Source organism: Piscinibacter sp. HJYY11 (assembly GCF_016735515.1).
Taxonomy (GTDB): Bacteria; Pseudomonadota; Gammaproteobacteria; order Burkholderiales; family Burkholderiaceae_C; genus Rhizobacter.
The window spans coordinates 3,621,002-3,639,120 of sequence record NZ_JAERQZ010000001.1; the positions used below are offsets into that span (position 1 = coordinate 3,621,002).

General features: G+C 68.3%; 13 protein-coding genes. 4 read left to right on the forward strand and 9 right to left on the reverse strand.

The features are described 5' to 3' along the window. Positions 1 to 212: 212 nt before the first annotated feature. Positions 213 to 2,525 carry an SLBB domain-containing protein gene (locus JI745_RS16855; RefSeq protein ID WP_236675021.1) on the forward strand — a complete coding sequence of 771 codons (2,313 nt, stop codon included), beginning with the start codon at positions 213 to 215 and terminating at the stop codon, positions 2,523 to 2,525. Between the two features lie 4 nt (positions 2,526 to 2,529). Continuing rightward, entirely contained in the window at positions 2,530 to 3,780 is a 1,251-nt protein-coding gene (locus JI745_RS16860) for a Wzz/FepE/Etk N-terminal domain-containing protein (protein ID WP_201809431.1), read from the forward strand. 7 nt (positions 3,781 to 3,787) lie between these two features. On the opposite strand, the gene JI745_RS16865 is transcribed toward JI745_RS16860, so the two are convergent. Genes JI745_RS16865 through JI745_RS16875 form a run of 3 tightly spaced genes read right to left on the reverse strand, consistent with a single transcriptional unit; the run spans position 3,788 to position 6,709 of the window. Continuing rightward, complete coding sequence (locus tag JI745_RS16865; RefSeq protein WP_201809433.1) at positions 3,788 to 4,624, reverse strand: PhzF family phenazine biosynthesis protein; 837 nt, start codon at positions 4,622 to 4,624, stop codon at positions 3,788 to 3,790. Next, positions 4,621 to 5,802, reverse strand: a complete 1,182-nt coding sequence (locus JI745_RS16870; RefSeq protein ID WP_201809435.1) for a PLP-dependent aminotransferase family protein — start codon at positions 5,800 to 5,802, stop codon at positions 4,621 to 4,623. The genes JI745_RS16865 and JI745_RS16870 overlap by 4 nt, the downstream gene beginning before the upstream one ends. A 13-nt stretch (positions 5,803 to 5,815) precedes the next feature. Then, positions 5,816 to 6,709 carry a DMT family transporter gene (locus JI745_RS16875; RefSeq protein WP_201809437.1) on the reverse strand — a complete coding sequence of 298 codons (894 nt, stop codon included), beginning with the start codon at positions 6,707 to 6,709 and terminating at the stop codon, positions 5,816 to 5,818. 99 nt (positions 6,710 to 6,808) lie between these two features. Between JI745_RS16875 and JI745_RS16880 the strand changes: the two genes are divergently transcribed. After that, positions 6,809 to 8,254 carry a PLP-dependent aminotransferase family protein gene (locus tag JI745_RS16880; protein ID WP_201809439.1) on the forward strand — a complete coding sequence of 482 codons (1,446 nt, stop codon included), beginning with the start codon at positions 6,809 to 6,811 and terminating at the stop codon, positions 8,252 to 8,254. Between the two features lie 40 nt (positions 8,255 to 8,294). Beyond that, positions 8,295 to 9,056, forward strand: a complete 762-nt coding sequence (locus JI745_RS16885; RefSeq protein ID WP_236675022.1) for a hypothetical protein — start codon at positions 8,295 to 8,297, stop codon at positions 9,054 to 9,056. Between the two features lie 3 nt (positions 9,057 to 9,059). Here JI745_RS16885 and JI745_RS16890 read toward each other — a convergent pair whose 3' ends face one another. The 6 genes from JI745_RS16890 to JI745_RS16915 all read right to left on the reverse strand — a co-directional run bounded on the left by JI745_RS16890 (position 9,060) and on the right by JI745_RS16915 (position 18,100). After that, a complete protein-coding gene (locus JI745_RS16890; protein WP_201809451.1) occupies positions 9,060 to 10,937 on the reverse strand; it encodes an ATP-binding cassette domain-containing protein in 1,878 nt (625 codons plus the stop codon). Positions 10,938 to 10,988: 51 nt separating this feature from the next. Continuing rightward, on the reverse strand, positions 10,989 to 11,933 hold the full coding sequence (gene gshB, locus JI745_RS16895) for a glutathione synthase (RefSeq protein ID WP_201809471.1): 945 nt from the start codon (positions 11,931 to 11,933) through the stop codon (positions 10,989 to 10,991). A gap of 10 nt (positions 11,934 to 11,943) precedes the next feature. Beyond that, on the reverse strand, positions 11,944 to 13,128 hold the full coding sequence (locus tag JI745_RS16900) for a benzoate/H(+) symporter BenE family transporter (RefSeq protein WP_201809482.1): 1,185 nt from the start codon (positions 13,126 to 13,128) through the stop codon (positions 11,944 to 11,946). A 21-nt stretch (positions 13,129 to 13,149) separates the two neighbouring features. Then, positions 13,150 to 15,024, reverse strand: coding sequence for a potassium transporter Kup (locus tag JI745_RS16905; protein WP_201809484.1), 1,875 nt, complete (start codon positions 15,022 to 15,024; stop codon positions 13,150 to 13,152). A 121-nt stretch (positions 15,025 to 15,145) separates the two neighbouring features. Continuing rightward, complete coding sequence (gene gshA / locus JI745_RS16910; RefSeq protein ID WP_201809486.1) at positions 15,146 to 16,441, reverse strand: glutamate--cysteine ligase; 1,296 nt, start codon at positions 16,439 to 16,441, stop codon at positions 15,146 to 15,148. Between the two features lie 159 nt (positions 16,442 to 16,600). Next, positions 16,601 to 18,100 carry an ammonium transporter gene (locus tag JI745_RS16915; protein ID WP_201809488.1) on the reverse strand — a complete coding sequence of 500 codons (1,500 nt, stop codon included), beginning with the start codon at positions 18,098 to 18,100 and terminating at the stop codon, positions 16,601 to 16,603. Between the last annotated feature and the right edge of the window lie 19 nt (positions 18,101 to 18,119).

Below are 18,119 nucleotides of genomic sequence, written 5' to 3' on the forward strand. Positions count from 1 at the left end.
GCACCGCCGCCGCCACGAGCCCGCTCCGCATGACATTGTTTAGGCTTGGTCTTTCCTCTTCATTCGTTCGGGCTCTGTCCCTTGGCTTGGCGTTGTGCTCAGGGGCGGGTCACGCCGCCGAAGACACCGGCAGCGGGACCTTCAACACACCGACCTACGCGCCTGGCGCAGCGGCCGGTGCGTCGGCGCCCACGGGCTCGCAGATGCCTCAGATGCCCGGGGGCGTCGGCCAACGGCAACCGGGGCGCGGCGCGGCAGCCGGTCAGCCCGAGGCGGGGCAAGGCCGTGCGCGCGATGGGCTGCAACGTCAGGACGACCCGACGCAGCGACGCGTGGAGTTGACGCCGGCGCGGCCCAGCGAATTCCAGCGCTTCGTCGAGGCCGCCACCGGGCGCCAGCTGCCGGTGTTCGGCGCCAGCTTCTTCCTCGATGCCGGCAACCGCCTGGCGAGTCTGGACAGCCTGCCGGTGTCGAGCGACTACACCGTCGGGCCCGGTGACGAGGTCCTGATCCGCGCCTGGGGGGCGATCGACGTCGACTACCGTGCCATCGTCGACCGCAATGGCCAGGTCAATCTGCCCAAGGTGGGCAGCTTCACCGTGGCTGGCGTGCGGGCTTCCGAGCTCGAGCGTCACCTGCGCGCGCAGATCGGGCGGCTGTACACCAACTTCAACCTCAACGTGTCGCTGGGCCAGCTGCGCGGCGTGAAGGTCTTCGTGGTGGGGCCGGCGCGCCTGCCGGGCGTCTACACCGTTTCGAGCCAAGGCACGGTGCTGTCGGCCGTGGTGGCCGCGGGCGGACCCGGCCCCAATGGGTCGATGCGCAAGGTGCTCCTGCGCCGCAATGGCGCCGTGGTCTCCGAGCTCGACATCTACGAATTCCTCGTGCATGGCGACAAGTCGAAGGACGTGCAGCTCATTGCCGGCGACGTGGTCGTGTTCCAGCCCGCCGGCCCGCGGGTCGCCTTGACGGGCGCGCTCGACACGCCGGCCATCTACGAGCTCAAGTCGGCCCAGGAGTCGCTGCGCGATGTGCTGCGCTATGCGGGCGGCACGCCGGTGCTGACCAACCCCAACAAGGTGCTGGTCGAGCGCATCGAGCCGGCGCGCACGCCCGCGGCGCGCTTCGTCGAAGAATTCAAGCTCGACGAAGCCGGCCTGCAACGGCCGATGCGCGACGGCGATGTGCTGACGCTGCTGCCGATCTCGCCGCAGTTTGCGAATGCCGTGACGCTGAAGGGCCCCGTGGCCCAGCCGCTGCGCTATGCCCACCATCCCGGCATGCGGATTCGCGACCTCATCCCGAGCAAGGAAGCCCTGATAACACCCGACTTCTACCGTCGCAAAAACTTGCTGGTGCAGGCGCTGGATGAAGACGAGGACGTCGTTGAGGCCGATGCTGATGGTCGACCCGTGGCCGACGGTGTCGCCGGCGCTCGTGCTGGCAACGGCACGACAGGGGGCCGGACAGGGCGCAGTGCTGCCGACCGCGCGCGACGCGCAGAAGATCGGACGGTGGCAGAGCGTGCCAGGAAGGCGCCCGCAGCGCTCTTTGAGGAGCTGAACTGGGACTACGCCGTCGTCGAGCGCCTGAACCCCGACCTCAGCACCCAGGTCATCCCCTTCAACCTCGGCAAGGCGGTGCTGCAAGGCGACGCGGCGAGCAACATCGAGCTGCTGGCGGGAGACGTGGTCACGGTCTACAGCCAGAAGGACATCCGGGTGCCGGTGGCCAAGCAGACCCGGCTGGTGTCGCTTGAAGGCGAGGTGGGCGCGCCGGGGGTCTACCAGTTGCTGCCCGGCGAGACGCTGCCGCAACTGATTGCCCGCGCGGGTGGTTTCACGCCCCAAGCGTATGTCTACGGGCTGGAGTTCACACGCGAAGACACCCGCCGCAAGCAGAGGGAGAACCTGACGGAAGCCATTTCGCGGCTCGAAGCCCTCGCCGCCACGCAAGGGGCACGCGACGCGGCCAACCGGCGTGACGACTCCGGCGACCGCAGTGCCTCCGTCAACGCGGCCGCCACGCAGGCCCAGATGGCACGGTTGCGCCGTGTCGAGCCCAATGGGCGCATCGCGCTCGAGCTGCGCCCCGACGACAACAGTGTGGGGGCCTTGCCCGAAGTGCCGCTGGAGCATGCCGACCGCATTTCGGTGCCGGCTCGGCCGGGCTTCATCACGGTGGCCGGGGCCGTGGTCAACAACAACGCCTTGCTGTGGAAGTCGGGTCGCACCGTGGGGGACTACTTGAACCAGGCCGGCCTCGACGAGGCCGCCGAGCGCTCCAACATGTTCGTGCTGCGGGCCGATGGCACGGTCCTGCATGCGGGCGACCGCCGTGGCTTCCTCGGCTTCGGCGGCATCGAGTCACAGCCCATCCAGCCGGGTGATGCCATCGTGGTCCCCTCGCAGCTGGACTTCGAGACCTGGGGTCGTGCGCTGGTCCGCAACCTGAAGGACTTCAGCCAGATCTTCTACCAGTTCGGGCTGGGTGCTGCGGCGATCCAGACCTTGCGGAAGAACTGATGTGATGAACCAAGTCGATCCGCACGTGTTGCAACAGGAAGATGAGCTCGATGACGGGCCCGCCGTGAGTCTGCTGGATCTGCTGACCTGGCTGGGCGAGGGAAAGCGGACCATCGGTGTGGTCACAGGGGCGGCCATTGCCGGCGCGCTGGTGTTCGCCCTTTTGAAGGCGCCCATCTTCACCGCGCGCACCACCTTGCTGCCCCCGTCATCGCAACAGCAAAGTACCTCGGCTGCCGCGCTGGCGGCATTGGGCTCACTCGGTGGGCTCGCCGGTGGCATCGCGGCGAAGACGCCTGATGAGCTGTACGTGAATCTGCTCAAGAGCGACAGCGTCCAGCGGGTGCTCGCCACGCGTTTCGATCTCTACAAGCGTTACGAGGTCGAGACCTATGAAGTGATGCGTCGCACGCTCCCCAAGTACGTGCGCGTGTCTTCGGACAAGAAGTCCGGCGTCATCACCCTCGAAGTCGATGACGAGGACCCGAAGTTCGCAGCTGAGTTGGCCAATGCCTATGCCGCCGAGCTGACCAAGCTCCTCAGTCGCCTGGCCGTCTCCGAGGCCCAGCAGCGCCGTGTCTTCTTCGACCAACAGCTGAAGGACACCAAGGAAAACCTCGTCAAAGCCGAACAGGCCTTGCGCGGCGTGCAGGAGAAGTCCGGGATGATCGTGCTCGACCAGCAGGCCGAGGCCATCATCAAGGCGGTGGCCGAGCTCAAGACCAAGATCATCGAGCGCGAGGTGCGCCTGAAGGTGATGCGCACCAGCACCACGGCGCAGAACCCCGATGTGCAGCTGCTGAGTTCGGAGCTGGCCGCCTTGCGCAGCGAACTGGCTCGCATGGAGTCGTCGGTGCCGCCGAGCGCGAAGGCCGCGTCCGGAGCCGGTGGCATCGACATCCCCATCGGCAAGCTGCCGGCCGCGGCCATCGACTACGTGCGCGCCGCCCGCGAGGTGAAGTTCCAGGAGACCATGCTGGCGAGCATGCTGCGCCAGTACGAAGCGGCCAAGCTCGACGAGGCCAAGGAAGGCCCGGTGCTGCAGCAGGTCGACGTGGCGCAGCCGCCGGACCGCAAGTCCAAGCCGTCGCGGGCGCTCATCGTGCTGGCGGCCACGGCTGCGGCGCTGCTGCTGTCGAGCCTGTTCGTGGTCTGGCGCCGCTACCGCGCCCTGGTGCGCGAGCAGGACCCAGAGGCCGCCGAGGCCTGGGAGCGCATGGCCGCCGCCTGGCGCCTGCGTCGCCGCAAGGCCTGAGCGGCGATCAGAGCGTCAGCTCGCCGCGGATGCAGCTCACGCTCTGACCACCCACCCACAGGGTGCGGCCATCGTGCTCGATCTGCACCCGGCCGGCGCGGCCGAGGCACTGGCCCTGTGACGCGGTGTAGCGCCTAGGCGCCACGCCGCGCTCGATCAGCCACTGCGCCACGCCGGCGTTCAGGCTGCCCGTCACCGGGTCTTCCGGCACGCCGATCACCGAGGCGAAAGCACGCAGCTCGAACTGGCACGGGCTGCCCTCCGGGTACGGCCCCACCACACCGACCTCGGCCAGGTCCTTGAGGGCGTTGTGGTCGGGCTCCAGCGACAGCACCGTCTCGGCGCTGTCCACCTGCAGCGTGAGCCAGCGGGGTCCGTTCTGCAGCCATTGGGAGGCCTGCACCCGCTCGCGGGCCAGGCCGAGGGCGCTGAGCACCTTGTCGAGGGTCTCGTCGTCCACCGGCTCCATCTTCAGTGCGGGCGCTGCAAAGGCGGCGCCGGTCTCGCTCTGGCGGATGCGCACCAGCCCCACACCGCACTGCTGCACCACCATGCCGCGCACACGCGGCACACCGCCCGCCTGCAGCCACGCATGGCAGCTGCCGAGTGTCGGATGGCCCGCAAACGGCAGCTCGCCGTTGGGTGTGAAGATGCGCACGCGGTAGTCGGCAGCCGGGTCGGTGGGCTGCAACAGGAAGGTCGTCTCCGACAGGTTGGTCCAGTGCGCAAAGGCCTGCATCTGCGCATCGCTCAGCGCATCGGCATCCTGCACCACCGCAAGCGGATTGCCCTTGAGGGGCTGGTCGGTGAAGACGTCGACCTGGGTGAACTTGAAGCTGCTCATCGTGAATGGGTTTCCAGGGCTTGCGCCAGCAGGCGGATGCCGCGGTCGATCTGCTCCGGCGACACGGTGACGAACGACAGGCGCAGCGTGTTGGCGCGCGCGTGGTCGGCGAAGAAGGCGGCGCCGGGCACATAGGCCATGCCGAGGGCCACCGCCTTCGGCAGCAGCGCCGTCGCATCCACGCCCTCGGGCAGCTCGACCCAGAAGAACATGCCGCCCTGCGGCGTGTTCCAGCGGCAGGCTGCTGGCAGGTGCGCCTTGAGCGACGCGGCCATCGCGTCGCGCTGCACCTTGTAGCGCGTGCGGATCGTCGGCACGTGCTGGTGCAGGAAGCCGCCGCGGATCACCTCGTGCACCACGCGCTGGTTGAAGCCCGGCGTGTGGAGGTCGGCGGCCTGCTTGGCCTGCAGCAGTTTGGGGAAGAGCGGCGCGGGCGCGATCACATAGCCCAGGCGCAAGCCCGGCGCCAGCACCTTGGAGAACGATCCCAGGTAGACCGTGCCCTCGGCCCAGCGCGACGCGAGCGGCGCAGGCGGTGCACCGTCGTACCAGAGGTCACCGTAGGGGTTGTCTTCCACCACCGGCAGGCCCATGGTGCGCGCGGTGTGCATGAGCTGGTCGCGTCGCGCAGCGCCGATGCAGCGGCCGCTCGGGTTCTGGAAGTTCGGCAAGGCGTAGAGGAAGCGTGCACCGCGCGCCGCCGCGAGCCCCTCCACACGCGGTCCGTCGTCGTCGCAATCGAGCGCCACGTAGTCCGGCTCGAAGGGGTTGAAGGCCTGCAGCGCGCCGAGGTACGTGGGCGACTCCACCGCCACCGTGCAACCCGGGTCGATCAGCACCTTGCCCACGAGGTCGAGTCCCTGCTGCGAGCCGGTGGTGATGAGCACCTGCGACGGGTCGACGCGCAGGCCCTGCTCGGTCATTTCGATCGCCACCCACTCACGCAATGGCGCAAAACCTTCGCTCGCCGCGTATTGCAGGGCCTCGCGCGGGTGATCGCGCAGCACGCGCTGCGTGGCCTCGCGCATCGCCTCGATGGGGAAGGTGTCGGGCGAGGGCAGGCCGCCGGCCAGCGAGATGATGCCGGGCTGCTCGGTCACCTTGAGGATCTCGCGGATCACCGACGGGTTCATGCGCTCGGCGCGGCGCGCGAGGGTCCAGGGGGTTTCTGTCGTCATGGTCTCGGGTCCTTCAGCGGGCTTCGGCGGCCGGCAGGTTCACCGGCATTTTCTTGCCGACGAAGACGGTGGCGATCACCGCAAGTGAAAAGAAGAGGGTCATCGCGTCGAGCCGCTCGCCGAGGATCGGCACGGCGAAGAGCAGCGAGAGGAAGGGCTGCACCAGCTGCACCTGGCTGACCCGCACGGTGCCGCCGAGCGCCAGCGCGCGGTACCAGGCGAAGAAGCCGATCCACATGGAGAACAGGGTGACGTAGCCGAAGCCGACCCAGGCCGACACGTTCGCCGGCTGGCTCGGCCAGGAGTGCCACGCGAGCGGCCAGGTGAGCGGCATGCTCAGCACGAGCACCCAGCAGATCACGTGTTCGGCCGACCATTCGCGGGCGAGATGCGCGCCGCTCACATACCCCACCGCGGCGCTGAGCACTGCCAGCATCAGGAGCCCATCGGCCGCCGTGAGCGCTCCGCCTGCGAGCATCGCAAACGCGGCCACCAGCACGAAGCCCAGCACCGCGCAGGCCCAGAAGCCGTTGGACGGCCGCTGCCGCAGCACGACCGAGGCCACGACCGCGGTGCCGAGCGGCAGCAGGCCGGTGACCACGGCGGCGTGCATCGCATCCACCTCGCGCAGGGCGAGGCCGAGAAAGAGCGGAAAACCGATCACCGTGCCGGCCGCGCTCACCAGCAGCGCGGGCAGGTGCCGGGCCTGCGGCACCGGTGCGCGCGTGAACAGCAGATAGACCAGGCTCAGCAGCCCGGCGAGTGCCGCACGCCCGGCGGTCACGAAGAGCGGCGGCAGCTGCGGGTCCTCGGCCGGGCCGACGGCCAGCCGCGTCATCGGCGTGGTCATCGCGAAGAGGGTGACGCCGGCCAGCCCCAGCCAGAGGCCCTTGGTTTGTGGGTTCATTCGGCCAGTCTAGGGTTGACGACCAGCACAGCGCCAATACACTTGGCCGGCACATTTCATCCTCTGTACCGGTTGCTTTTCCAGCACACGCGCGCCGCCATGACCCCGCTCCAGCCGCTGTCACGCCAGTCCGACGCCACGCTCACCGACCAGCTGTCGAGCCGCTTCGCCGAGCAGATCCGCCAGCGGCTGATGGCGCCTGGCGCGCGCCTGCCCTCGGTGCGCGAGTGCGCCCGGCGCCACGGCGTCAGCGCCTACACGGTGGTGGCCGCCTATGACCAGCTGCTGGCGCAGGGCCTGGTCGAGGCGCGCAAGCAGCGGGGCTTCTTCGTGCGCGACCAGCGCCGCGAGCCCGAGCCCGCGCAGGCCCGCCCGCCGAGCCCCGCGCCGCGCCTGGCCGCGCCGGTCAGCGCGACCACGCTCGTGCGCAGCATGTTCCAGCCGCCCGGCAGCCAGCCGATGCCGGGTTTGGGCACGCTCCCGGTCGAGTGGCTGGACCTCCCGATGCTCAGCGCCGCCCTGCGTCGCGTCAGCGCGCCGGCGCAGCTCGGGCCGCTGTCGCTGCAATACGGCGAGCCGGCGGGTGACCTGCGCCTGCGCCGCGCGCTGTCGATGCGGCTGGAGGACTTCGGCGTCAAGGCGCGCCCCGAGCAGATCGTCACCACCATCGGCGCCACGCAGGCGCTCGACATCGTCACCCGCAGCCTGCTGCGGGCCGGCGACACGGTGCTGGTCGACGAGCCCGGCTGGTCGGTCGAATACGCCCGGCTCGCGGCCCTCGGCCTGCGCATGCTGCCGGTGCCTCGCGGTGAAGACGGCCCCGATCTCGCCGTGATGGAGCGGCTGATCGAGGCCCAGCCCCCGCAGGAACGGCCACGCCTGTACATCACCGTCTCGGTGCTGCACAACCCGACCGGCGCGTCGCTCTCCCTCGGCACCGCCCACCGCCTGCTGCGGCTCGCCCAGGCCCACGATCTGCACATCGTGGAGGACGACACCTACGCCCACCTCGCGCCCCCCCACCTGCCGCGCCTGTCGGCGCTCGACGGCCTGGAGCGCACGGTCTACATCTCCGGCTTCTCCAAGATCCTCGTCCCCAACTGGCGCGTGGGCTTTCTTGCCGCTCCGCCAGCCCTCGTCGACCGGCTGGTCGACACCAAGCTGCTCACCAGCCTCACGAGCCCCGGGGTCACCGAGCAGGCGCTCGCCCATTGCCTCGAGCAAGGCCTGCTGCGCCGGCATGCCGAGCGTGTGGCACAGCGGCTCGACGCCGCCCGTGCCCGCTCGGTGCGGCTGGCGGAATCGGCCAGCTGCCGGTTTGCCAGCCCGCCGAGGGGTCTTTTCGGCTGGGTCGACGTGGGGGTGGACACTGAGCGTCTGTCGCACGCGATGGTCGACCAGGGATGGCTGCTGGCGCCTGGGTCCCTTTTCCACGCCACCCCTCGCCCGACCACCCTGATGCGCATCAACTTCGCGACCACCCAGGACGCCCGTTTCTGGCAGGCGCTCGAGCGCACACGCGATGCGCTGCGCGGCCCGCCATGATTGCCTCCGTGCAGGGCCGTCGCCTACATTCGTACTGTTCATGAGCCTGTTCGAACCGACCATTCCTTTTGGCGAGCCCGAGTTGATGCGGGCGAGCGACTTCCTGCGCTACCTGCACGCGCCGGGTGGCCCGCGCGCGCGTGTCGTCACCGAGCTGACGCCGGGCCAGCCCAGCCTCAGCCAATCGCTGCTGGCCGACCTGATGCGCTTCGAGCACTCGGGCCAGGCCTCCGAGGTGCTGGAGGTGCTGGCCGCCTGCGTGCGCCATGCGCAGCATGTGGTGGTGCACCTGCAGATGGGCGAGTCGGTGGTGCCGCTCACCGTCTTCGCGGTCGACCGGCTGGTGCATTGCCCGGTCTCGATCGATGCGCTGCTGCTCCAGCGGCCCACCGAGCTGCGCGTGCTGCACGTCGAGCCCGCCGTGCTGCGCGCACCCGGCGATGCCGAGGCCTCGCTCGTCGGCGAAGGGCAGCACTACCACCCGCTGCGCCCGCTCCTGTGGGAGCTGGCGCTGCGCGGTGCGCGGGGTGCCTTGCTGCCCGAGATCGCCGGCCAGGTCGCCTACCGAGTGGCGCCGGGTGTCGATCTGTCGGGGCTTCGTGTCGCGGGCGCGTTGCCTGCTGCCATCCAGAAGCTGCAGGGCGACCGCTACACCCTGCGCGAGATGGCCGACTGGCCTGGCTTCGACAGCGAGCGCGCCTCGCGGCTGCTGAACGCGCTCTACCTGCAGTCGGGCCTGATCGTCAGCCGCACGCGCCCCACAGGCTTCGGTGAATCCTTCTTCGGCGCCCTCGGCCGCTGAGGCCTATCGCGAGCCGAGCGCTTCCCAGCGCTCGAGGGCTTCCATCAGTTCTGTTTCTATCTGCGCGAAGCGGGCCTGGGTCTGCGCGAGCACCTGCGGGTCGCCGCTGTAGATGGCGGTGCCGCTCAGCTGCTCGCCGAGCATCTTCTGCTCGACTTCGAGCGCCTCGATGCGAGCAGGCAGGCCGTCGAGCTCGCGCTGTTCCTTGTAGCTGAGCTTGGCCTTCTTCGGCGCCGGTGCAGGTGCTGGCGTGGCAGCGACGGGCGCTGCGGGCTTTGCCGGCTTGTCGTCACGCAAGCTGCGGGCGCGGCCCTGCTGCGTCTTCCAGTCTTCGTAGCCGCCCTCGTACTCGCGCCACAGGCCCGGCGACTCGTCGCCTTCCCAGGCGATGGTGCTGGTCACCACGTTGTCGAGGAAACGCCGGTCGTGGCTCACCAGGAAGACGGTGCCGTTGTAGCTTTGCAGCAGCTCTTCGAGCAGCTCCAGCGTGTCGATGTCGAGGTCGTTGGTGGGCTCGTCGAGCACCAGCACGTTGGCCGGCAGCGCGAAGAGGCGTGCCAGGAGCAGGCGGTTGCGCTCGCCGCCCGAGAGCGTGCGCACCGGCGAGTTCGCGCGCTCGGGCGAGAAGAGGAAATCGGTGAGGTAGCTCATCACGTGCTTGCGCTGGCCGTTCACCTCGACCCACTCGCTGCCGGGGCTGATGGTGTCGGCGAGCGTCGCGTCGAGCTTGAGCGTGCTGCGCATCTGGTCGAAGTAGGCGACCTCGATGCGCGAGCCCTGGCGCACGTGGCCGCTGTCGGGCTTCAGCTCGCCGAGGATGAGCTTGAGCAGCGTGGTCTTGCCGGCGCCATTGGGGCCGATGAGGCCGACCTTGTCGCCGCGCAGGATCGTCGCGCTGAAGTCCTTGACGATCACCTTCTCGCCGAAGCGCACCGACACGTCCTTCAGCTCCGCCACGATCTTGCCGCTCGGCACGCCGGAGTCGATCTCCAGCTTCACCTGGCCCAGCGAATCGCGGCGCTTCTGGCGCTGGTCGCGCAGCACCTTCAGACGCTCGATGCGCGCCACGCTGCGCGTGCGGCGCGCTTCCACGCCCTTGCGGATCCACACCTCTTCCTGCGCCAGCAGCTTGTCGGCGCGTGCATTGGCGAGCGCCTCGGCCGTGAGCTGCTCTTCCTTCGTGCGCTCGTAGGCGCTGAAGTTGCCGGGGTAGCTGCGGATGACACCCCGGTCGAGCTCGAGGATGCGCGTGGAGACGTTGTCGAGGAACGCGCGGTCGTGGGTGATCAGCATCACGCTGCCCTTGAAGCCGGTGAGCAGCTCTTCCAGCCAGGCGATGGAGTCGAGGTCGAGGTGGTTGGTGGGCTCGTCGAGCAGCAGCACGTCGGGCACGGCCACGAGCGCCTGCGCGAGCGCCACGCGTTTCTTCATGCCCCCCGAGAGTTCGCCGACGACCCGCGTGCCGTCGAGGTGCAGCTGCGCGAGCGTGGTGTCGACACGCTGCTCCCAGTTCCACGCGTCGAGCGCTTCGATGCGCGTCTGCAGCGCGTCGAGGTCCACGCCTTCGGCGTGTTCCTCGTACTGCTGGCGCACGGCCTTCGCTTCGGCCACGCCAACGCTGACCGTGTCGAACACGCTCGCCTGCGCGTCGAACACCGGCTCCTGCGGCACGTAGCAGATGCGCAGGCCCTGCGTCATCTGGAGCAGGCCGTCGTCGGGCTTCTCCAGCCCCGCGATGATCTTGAGCAGCGAGGACTTGCCCGCGCCGTTGCGGCCGATCAGGCCGAGGCGCTCGCCGGCTTCGAGCGAGAACGCGGCCTTGTCGAGCAGGGCCACGTGGCCATAGGCGAGGTCGGCGTTGGAAAGGGAGAGGACGGCCATGGCATGCGGAGCAAAACCCGCATTGTCGCCCCGCCCGAAAGGCCCGGCCTGTCAGTCGATGTGGCGCTCCAGCGCATCGATGAACGTCCTGGCGACGTCGAAGCCGGTCTGCTGCGTCACTTCCTGGAAGCCGGTGGGGCTGGTCACGTTGATCTCGGTGACGCAGTCGCCGATCACGTCGAGCCCCACGAGCAGCAACCCCCGCGCCGCGAGGATGCGGCCGATGGTGGTGGCGATCTCGCGGTCGCGCGCCGAGAGTGGCTGCGCCACGCCCTTGCCACCCACGGCCATGTTGCCGCGGATTTCGCTGCCCTGCGGGATGCGTGCCAGCGCATGCGGGATCGGCTCGCCGTCGATGATGAGGATGCGCTTGTCGCCCTGCACGATTTCGGGCAGGTAGCGCTGCACCATCACCGTCTGCGCACCGTGCTTGTTGAGCGTCTCGATGATGCTGCCGAGGTTCAGGCCATCGGGGCCCACGCGGAAGATGCCCATGCCGCCCATGCCGTCGAGCGGCTTCAGGATGATGTCCTGGTGCGCGGCGTGAAAGGCACGGATCTCGGCGGCGTGGCGCGTGACGAGCGTCGGGCCGATGAACTGCGGGAACTCGAGGATCGCGAGCTTCTCGGGGTGGTTGCGCAGCGCGGCAGGCTTGTTGAACACCTTGGCGCCTTCGCGTTCGGCCTGTTCGAGCAGGTGCGTGGCATAGAAGTATTCGCTATCGAACGGCGGGTCGCTGCGCATCAGCACCGCGCCCATGTCGGCGAGCGTGATGCCGGTACGCGCGTCGGGGTTGAACCACGCATCGACCTCGCCCGTCAGCGTGAAGCGGCGGGCCTGTGCGCTGACCTTGCCGCCCCGTTGCCACACCAGGTCTTTCGCTTCGCAGGCCCAGAGCTCGTGGCCGCGCGAGGCGGCTTCGCGCATCATCGCGAAGGTCGAGTCCTTGTAGGTCTTGAAGCTCTCCAGCGGGTCGGCCACGAACAACAGCTTCATGGGGTGAATCTCAGGCAGTGGATCGGGGCCGCCACTGTTGCACAAAAAGCGCGAGCGCGCCGGCGACCACGCCCCAGAAGGCGGAGCCGATGCCCCACAGCGAGAGGCCGCTCAAGGTGACGAGGAAGGTGATGAGCGCGGCTTCGCGGTGCGTGTCGTCCTTCATCGCGCCGGCCAGGCCGCCGCCGATGCTGCCCAGCAGCGCGAGCCCGGCGATCGCAGCCACCAGCTCCTTCGGAAACGCGAGCAGCACACCCGCCACGGCGGCGCCGAACAAGCCCACGAGGATGTACAGCACACCGGCGGTCGCGGCAGCCGCATAACGGCGGTCCGGGTCTTCATGCGCTTCGCGGCCCATGCAGATGGCGGCCGTGATGGCCGCGAGGTTGATCGCAAAGGCACCGAAGGGCGCGAGCACGAGCGTCGCCGCACCGGTCATCGTGATGAGTCGCGAGATCCGCATCGAGTAGCCGGCCGCGCGGATGGCCGCCACGCCCGGCAGGTTCTGCGAGGCCATGGTCACGACGAAGAGCGGCAAGGCGAGGCTCACCATGGCCTGCCAGTGGAAGACTGGCGCAGTGAACACCGGCATGGTCAACCCGACGTGGATGCCTTCCGGATGCAGCAGCCCGTGCATCGCGGCCCACAGCGTGCCGACCGCCAGCACGACCGGCACCGCATAGCGCGGCCATGCCCGTCGGCCGATGAGGTAGGCCAGCAGCATCGCCATCACGAGGCCGAACATCGACTTTGCGGCGATGAACGCATCGAGCCCGAAGCGGGCCAGCACGCCGGCCAGCAGCGCGTTGGCGATCGGCATCGGAATGCGGTCCATCAGCTTCTCGAACCAGCCCGTTGCGCCGAAGAGAACGATCAGGGCCGCCGACACCATGAAGGCGCCGATCGCCTCGGGCATCGTGAAGCCACCCGCCGCACCCGCCGTCGCAAGCACCGCGGCACCCGGTGTCGACCAGGCCACCAGCACGGGCTTTCGAAGCCACAGCGCCGGCACCAGGGTGCACAGGCCCATGCCGATGCCGAGCGCCCACATCCAGGAGCTGATCTGCGCGGCATCGGCCCCCAGCGAGCGTGCCGCCTGGAAGACGATGGCCACCGAGCTGGTGTAGCCGACGAGCACGGCGATGAAGCCGGCGGCGAGCGTGGAGACGGAGCTGTCGCGAAGCAGGGAGCGCATCGCGGCAGGATAGCCGCGACGCTAGATTTCCACCTTCGAGCCGAGCTCGACGACTCGGTTGGTGGGCAGGCTCAGGTATTCAGAGGCACCACTCGCGTTGTGGTGCATGCTCGCGAAGAGCTTCTCGCGCCACATCGTCATGCCCTGGCCGAAGGTCGGGATCACGATGTCGCGCGACAGGAAGTACGAGGTCTCCATGTCGTCCAGCTGCACGCCGCGGTGGCGCAGCAAGGCCAGCGCCTCCGGCACGTCGGGGTCGTTCTTGAAGCCGAAGTTGAGCGTGACCTGCCAGCAGTCTCGGCCCAGCGGCATGATCTCGCAACGCTTGTCAAAGCCGATCCACGGGATCTCGTGGTGCGTCACCGTCACGAAGAGGTTGGTCTCGTGCAGCACCTTGTTGTGCTTCAGGTTGTGCAGCAGTGCGTTCGGCGTCACGCCGGCTTCCGGCACCAGGAACACGGCCGTGCCGGCCACCCGCGTCGGCGGGCTCACGAACACGGCCTCGAGGAAGCTCTTGAGGTCGATCGCGTCGTCACGCAGGCGCTCACGCATCAGCGCACGGCCCTGCTTCCAGGTCGTCATCAGGGTGAACATCGCGGCGCCGATGACCACCGGGAACCAGCCGCCATCGAGCAGCTTGCGGGAGGTGGCTGCAAAGAGCAGCAGGTCGACCAGGAAGAAGAACCCGGTCGCGGCGACGCACACCGCCCAGGGGTAGTTCCAGGCGTAGCGGATGACGAAGAAGGTCATCAGCGTGGTGATGAGCATGTCGATGGTGACGGCGATGCCGTAGGCTCCGGCGAGCCGGCTGCTGCTGCCGAACATCACCACCGCCAGCACGATGGCGACGTACAGGCTCCAGTTGATGAAGGGCACGTAGACCTGGCCCGTTTCCTTCACCGAGGTGTGCAGCACGCGCAGGCGGGGCAGGTAGCCGAGCTGGATGGCCTGCTTGGTGATGGAGAAGGCGGCGGTGATGAGGGCCTGCGAGGCGATCACCGCGGCGCAGGTGGCCAGCCCGATCAATGGGTACACCGCCCAGGTGGGCGCCATTTCGTAGAACGGGTTCTTCACGTTCTGCGGTTGGGCGAGGAGCATCGCGCCCTGGCCGAAATAGTTCAGCAGCAGCGTGGGCATCGCCAGGCCGAACCATGCCAGGCGGATGGGCTTCTTCCCGAAGTGGCCCATGTCGGCATACAGCGCTTCGACGCCGGTCACGCAGAGCACCACCGCGCCGAGCGCGACGAAGGTGACGCCCGGGTGGTTGAGCGCGAAGCTCAGGGCGAAGGTCGGGCTGAGCGCGGTGAGGATCGTCGGATTGGCGACGATGTGCGGCAGGCCCATCAGTCCCAGGACGAGGAACCAGGTCACCATCACCGGGCCGAAGAGCTTGCCCATGAGGCCGGTGCCATGGCGTTGCACGAAGAACAGCACCGTCAGCACCGCGAGCGATGCCGGCACGATGAAGCTGTGCAGGCCCGGGGCCGCGACTTCCAGGCCCTCCATCGCGCTGAGCACGGTGATGGCCGGGGTGATGACCCCGTCGCCAAAGAAGACCGAGGTGCCGAAGATGCCGATGATCATCAGCACCCGGTGCAGGCGCCGCCGGCCGTGCACCGCCCGCGAGGCCAGCGCGAGCATCGCGATCAGGCCGCCTTCGCCGTTGTTGTCGGCCCGCAGGATGAGGCCCACGTACTTGAGCGACACCACGACGGTGATCGTCCAGAACATCATCGACAACACGCCGTAGATGTTGTCCGGTGTCAGAGGCACCCGCCCATGGGCGAACACTTCCTTGATCGCGTAGAGCGGGCTGGTGCCGATGTCGCCGTAGACGACACCGATGGCGGCGAGCGTGAGGGCGGCGAGGCCGGAGGTAGGGCGCTGAGGGTTCACGTTCGACCAGGCCGCGGGCTGGGCGTGGTGGAGTCACGAAGGGGGCATATTGTGCTCCGCGGCCCGGGGCCGTCACGCCGGCCGGTTTCGCCCGGCGTGAACGATGTTGCAATGCAGCAACTTACTCGTAGACTTCCGCGTCCGGGTCGGTGGCCTCGAGTTCGTACGAGGCCGCGAGCATGGCCAGCCGGGCGATCACGCCATACATGTAGAAGCGGTTCGGGGCGCTCGCTCCGGGCTTGACGCCGGGCTTGGGCAGCTGGTTCGACTCGGCAAAGGCCAGCGGCACGAAGCTCGCCCCTGGGGAGTTGAGGTTCTCGTCGATGCCGCGCTCGGCGTTCACGCGGTAGAAGCCGCCGACCACGTAGCGGTCGATCATGTAGACCACCGGCTCGGCCACGGCATCGTGCACACGCTCGTAGGTGGGCACGCCTTCCTGCAGGATGACCTCGCTCACCTCCTGGCCGTCCTTGATGACGCTCATCTTGTTGCGCGTCTTGCGGTTGAGGTCGATCAGGTCCTTGGGGTCCCGCACGGTCATGATGCCCATGCCGTAGGTGCCGGCGTCGGCCTTCACGATGATGAAGGGCTTCTCCTGGATGCCGTATTCCTTGTACTTGCGGCGCACCTTGCCGAGCAGCGCCTCGGCATTGCTCATCAGGCAGTCCTGGCCGGTGCCGTCGGTGAAATTGACCTCGCCGCACTTGGCGAACATCGGGTTGATGAGCCACGGGTCCATGCCCAGCAGCTTGGCGAACTTCTTGGCCACCTCTTCATAGGCCTGGAAGTGGTTGGTCTTGCGGCGCACTGCCCAGCCGGCGTGCAGCGGCGGCAGCAGGTACTGCTCGTGCAGGCCTTCCAGCACCTTCGGGATGCCGGCCGACAGGTCGTTGTTGAGCAGGATGGTGCAGGGGTCGAAGTCCTTCAGCCCCAGGCGGCCGCGGGTGCGGATCAAGGGCTCGAGCATCAGCGAGCTGCCGTCGGGCAGGTCGAGCTGGGTGGGCGACTTGATGGTCTCGTCGAGCGTGCCCAGGCGCACGTTGAGTCCGGCCTGGTGAAAGATCTGCTTCAGGCGCGCGACGTTCGAGAGATAGAAGGTGTTGCGCGTGTGACGCTCGGGGATCAGCAGCAGGTTCTTCGCCTCGGGGCAGATCTTCTCGATGGCGGCCATCGCGGCCTGCACGGCCAGCGGCAGCATTTCCTGCGTGAGGTTGTTGAAGCCGCCGGGGAAGAGGTTGGTGTCGACCGGCGCGAGCTTGAAGCCCGCATTGCGCACGTCGACCGAGGTGTAGAAGGGCGGCGTGTGCTCCATCCACTCCAGCCGGAACCAGCGCTCGATGGCCGGCAGCGATTCGAGGATGCGCTGCTCGAGTTCGTTGATCGGGCCGGTGAGTGCGGTGATGAGGTGAGGAACCATGGCAGGGGCCCGAAGAAAGACAGGGTGGAGTGCTTGGAATTCTAGGCAGATGGGGTGCGATGCGGCGTCCACAAGCACCGCACCGGAAGCACGAGCAAACGGCGCACCATGAAAAAAGGCCACCATGCGGTGGCCTTTCAGTTGGCAGCAAGTGCCTGCTTACTGGTGGTATGCGGTTTCGCCGTGCGACGTGATGTCCAGGCCTTCGCGTTCCTCTTCTTCCGGCACGCGCAGACCGATCACCAGGTCGACGATCTTGAAGGCGATCACCGAGACCACGCCCGACCACACGATGGTCAGGAGCACAGCCTTCAGCTGGATCCAGACCTGGGTGCCGATCGGGTTGGAGATGACCGAGGCCGTGACCCAGTCGCCGACCAGGCCGGGGCCACCCAGGGCCTGCGTGTTGAACACGCCGGTCAGGATGGCGCCGACGATGCCGCCGACACCGTGCACGCCGAACACGTCGAGCGAGTCATCCGCGCCGAGCAGCTTCTTCAGGCCGTTGACGCCCCACAGGCAGGCGAAGCCGGCGACGAAGCCGATCACGATCGCGCCCATCAGGCCGACGTTGCCGGCAGCCGGGGTGATGGCCACCAGGCCAGCCACGGCGCCGGAAGCGGCACCCAGCATCGAGGCCTTGCCGCGCATCAGCGCTTCACCGATCGACCAGGCGAGCACCGCCGCGGCCGTGGCCGAGAAGGTGTTCATGAAGGCCAGCACGGCGCTGTTGCCTGCTTCGAGCGCGGAGCCGGCGTTGAAGCCGAACCAGCCCACCCACAGCAGCGAGGCACCGACCATGGTCAGCGTCAGCGAGTGCGGGGTGAAGGCTTCCTTGCCGTAGCCCACGCGCTTGCCGATCATGAAGGCACCCACCAGACCGGCGACGGCGGCGTTGATGTGCACCACGGTGCCGCCGGCGAAGTCGAGCGCGCCCCACTGCCAGATCAGGCCGGCCTTGGCGGTCATCGCGTCAGCCACTTCCTTGCTGGCGTAGGCGTCCGGGCCCATCCAGAACCAGACCATGTGGGCGATCGGTGCGTAGCTGAAGGTGAACCAGAGCACCATGAACAGCAGCACGGCGCTGAACTTGATGCGCTCGGCGAAGGCGCCGATGATCAGGCAGCAGGTGATGCCGGCGAAGGTGGCCTGGAAGGCCGCGAACAGCAGCTCGGGGATGTAGACGCCCTTGCTGAAGGTGGCCGCCATCGCGAAGGTGCCGGCGCTCGAGTCGAACAGCCCCTTCATGAACAGCCGGTCGAAGCCGCCGATGTACGCGTTGCCTTCGGTGAACGCCAGGCTGTAGCCGTAGATGCACCACAGCACGACGATCAGCGAGAAGGTGACGAGCACCTGCATCAGCACCGACAGCATGTTCTTGCTGCGCACCAGGCCGCCGTAGAACAGCGCGAGGCCGGGCACCGTCATCATGATGACGAGCAGGGTGGCGACGATCATCCAGGCCACGTCGCCCTTGTTGGCGACGGGGGCCGCCGCGGCGGGTGCCGAAGCGGCTTCGGCGGCCGAAGCCGCAGCAGGTGCAGCGACGGCTGCCGCCGAGGCAGCCGCCTCAGGGGCCGAAGCCGCCTGGGCCATCACGGCCCCGCTGAAGCCCAGGACCGCGAGGCCCAGGGCGAGGGTTGCAATGAGTTTCTTCATGGTGGGTTGTCTCTCGTTC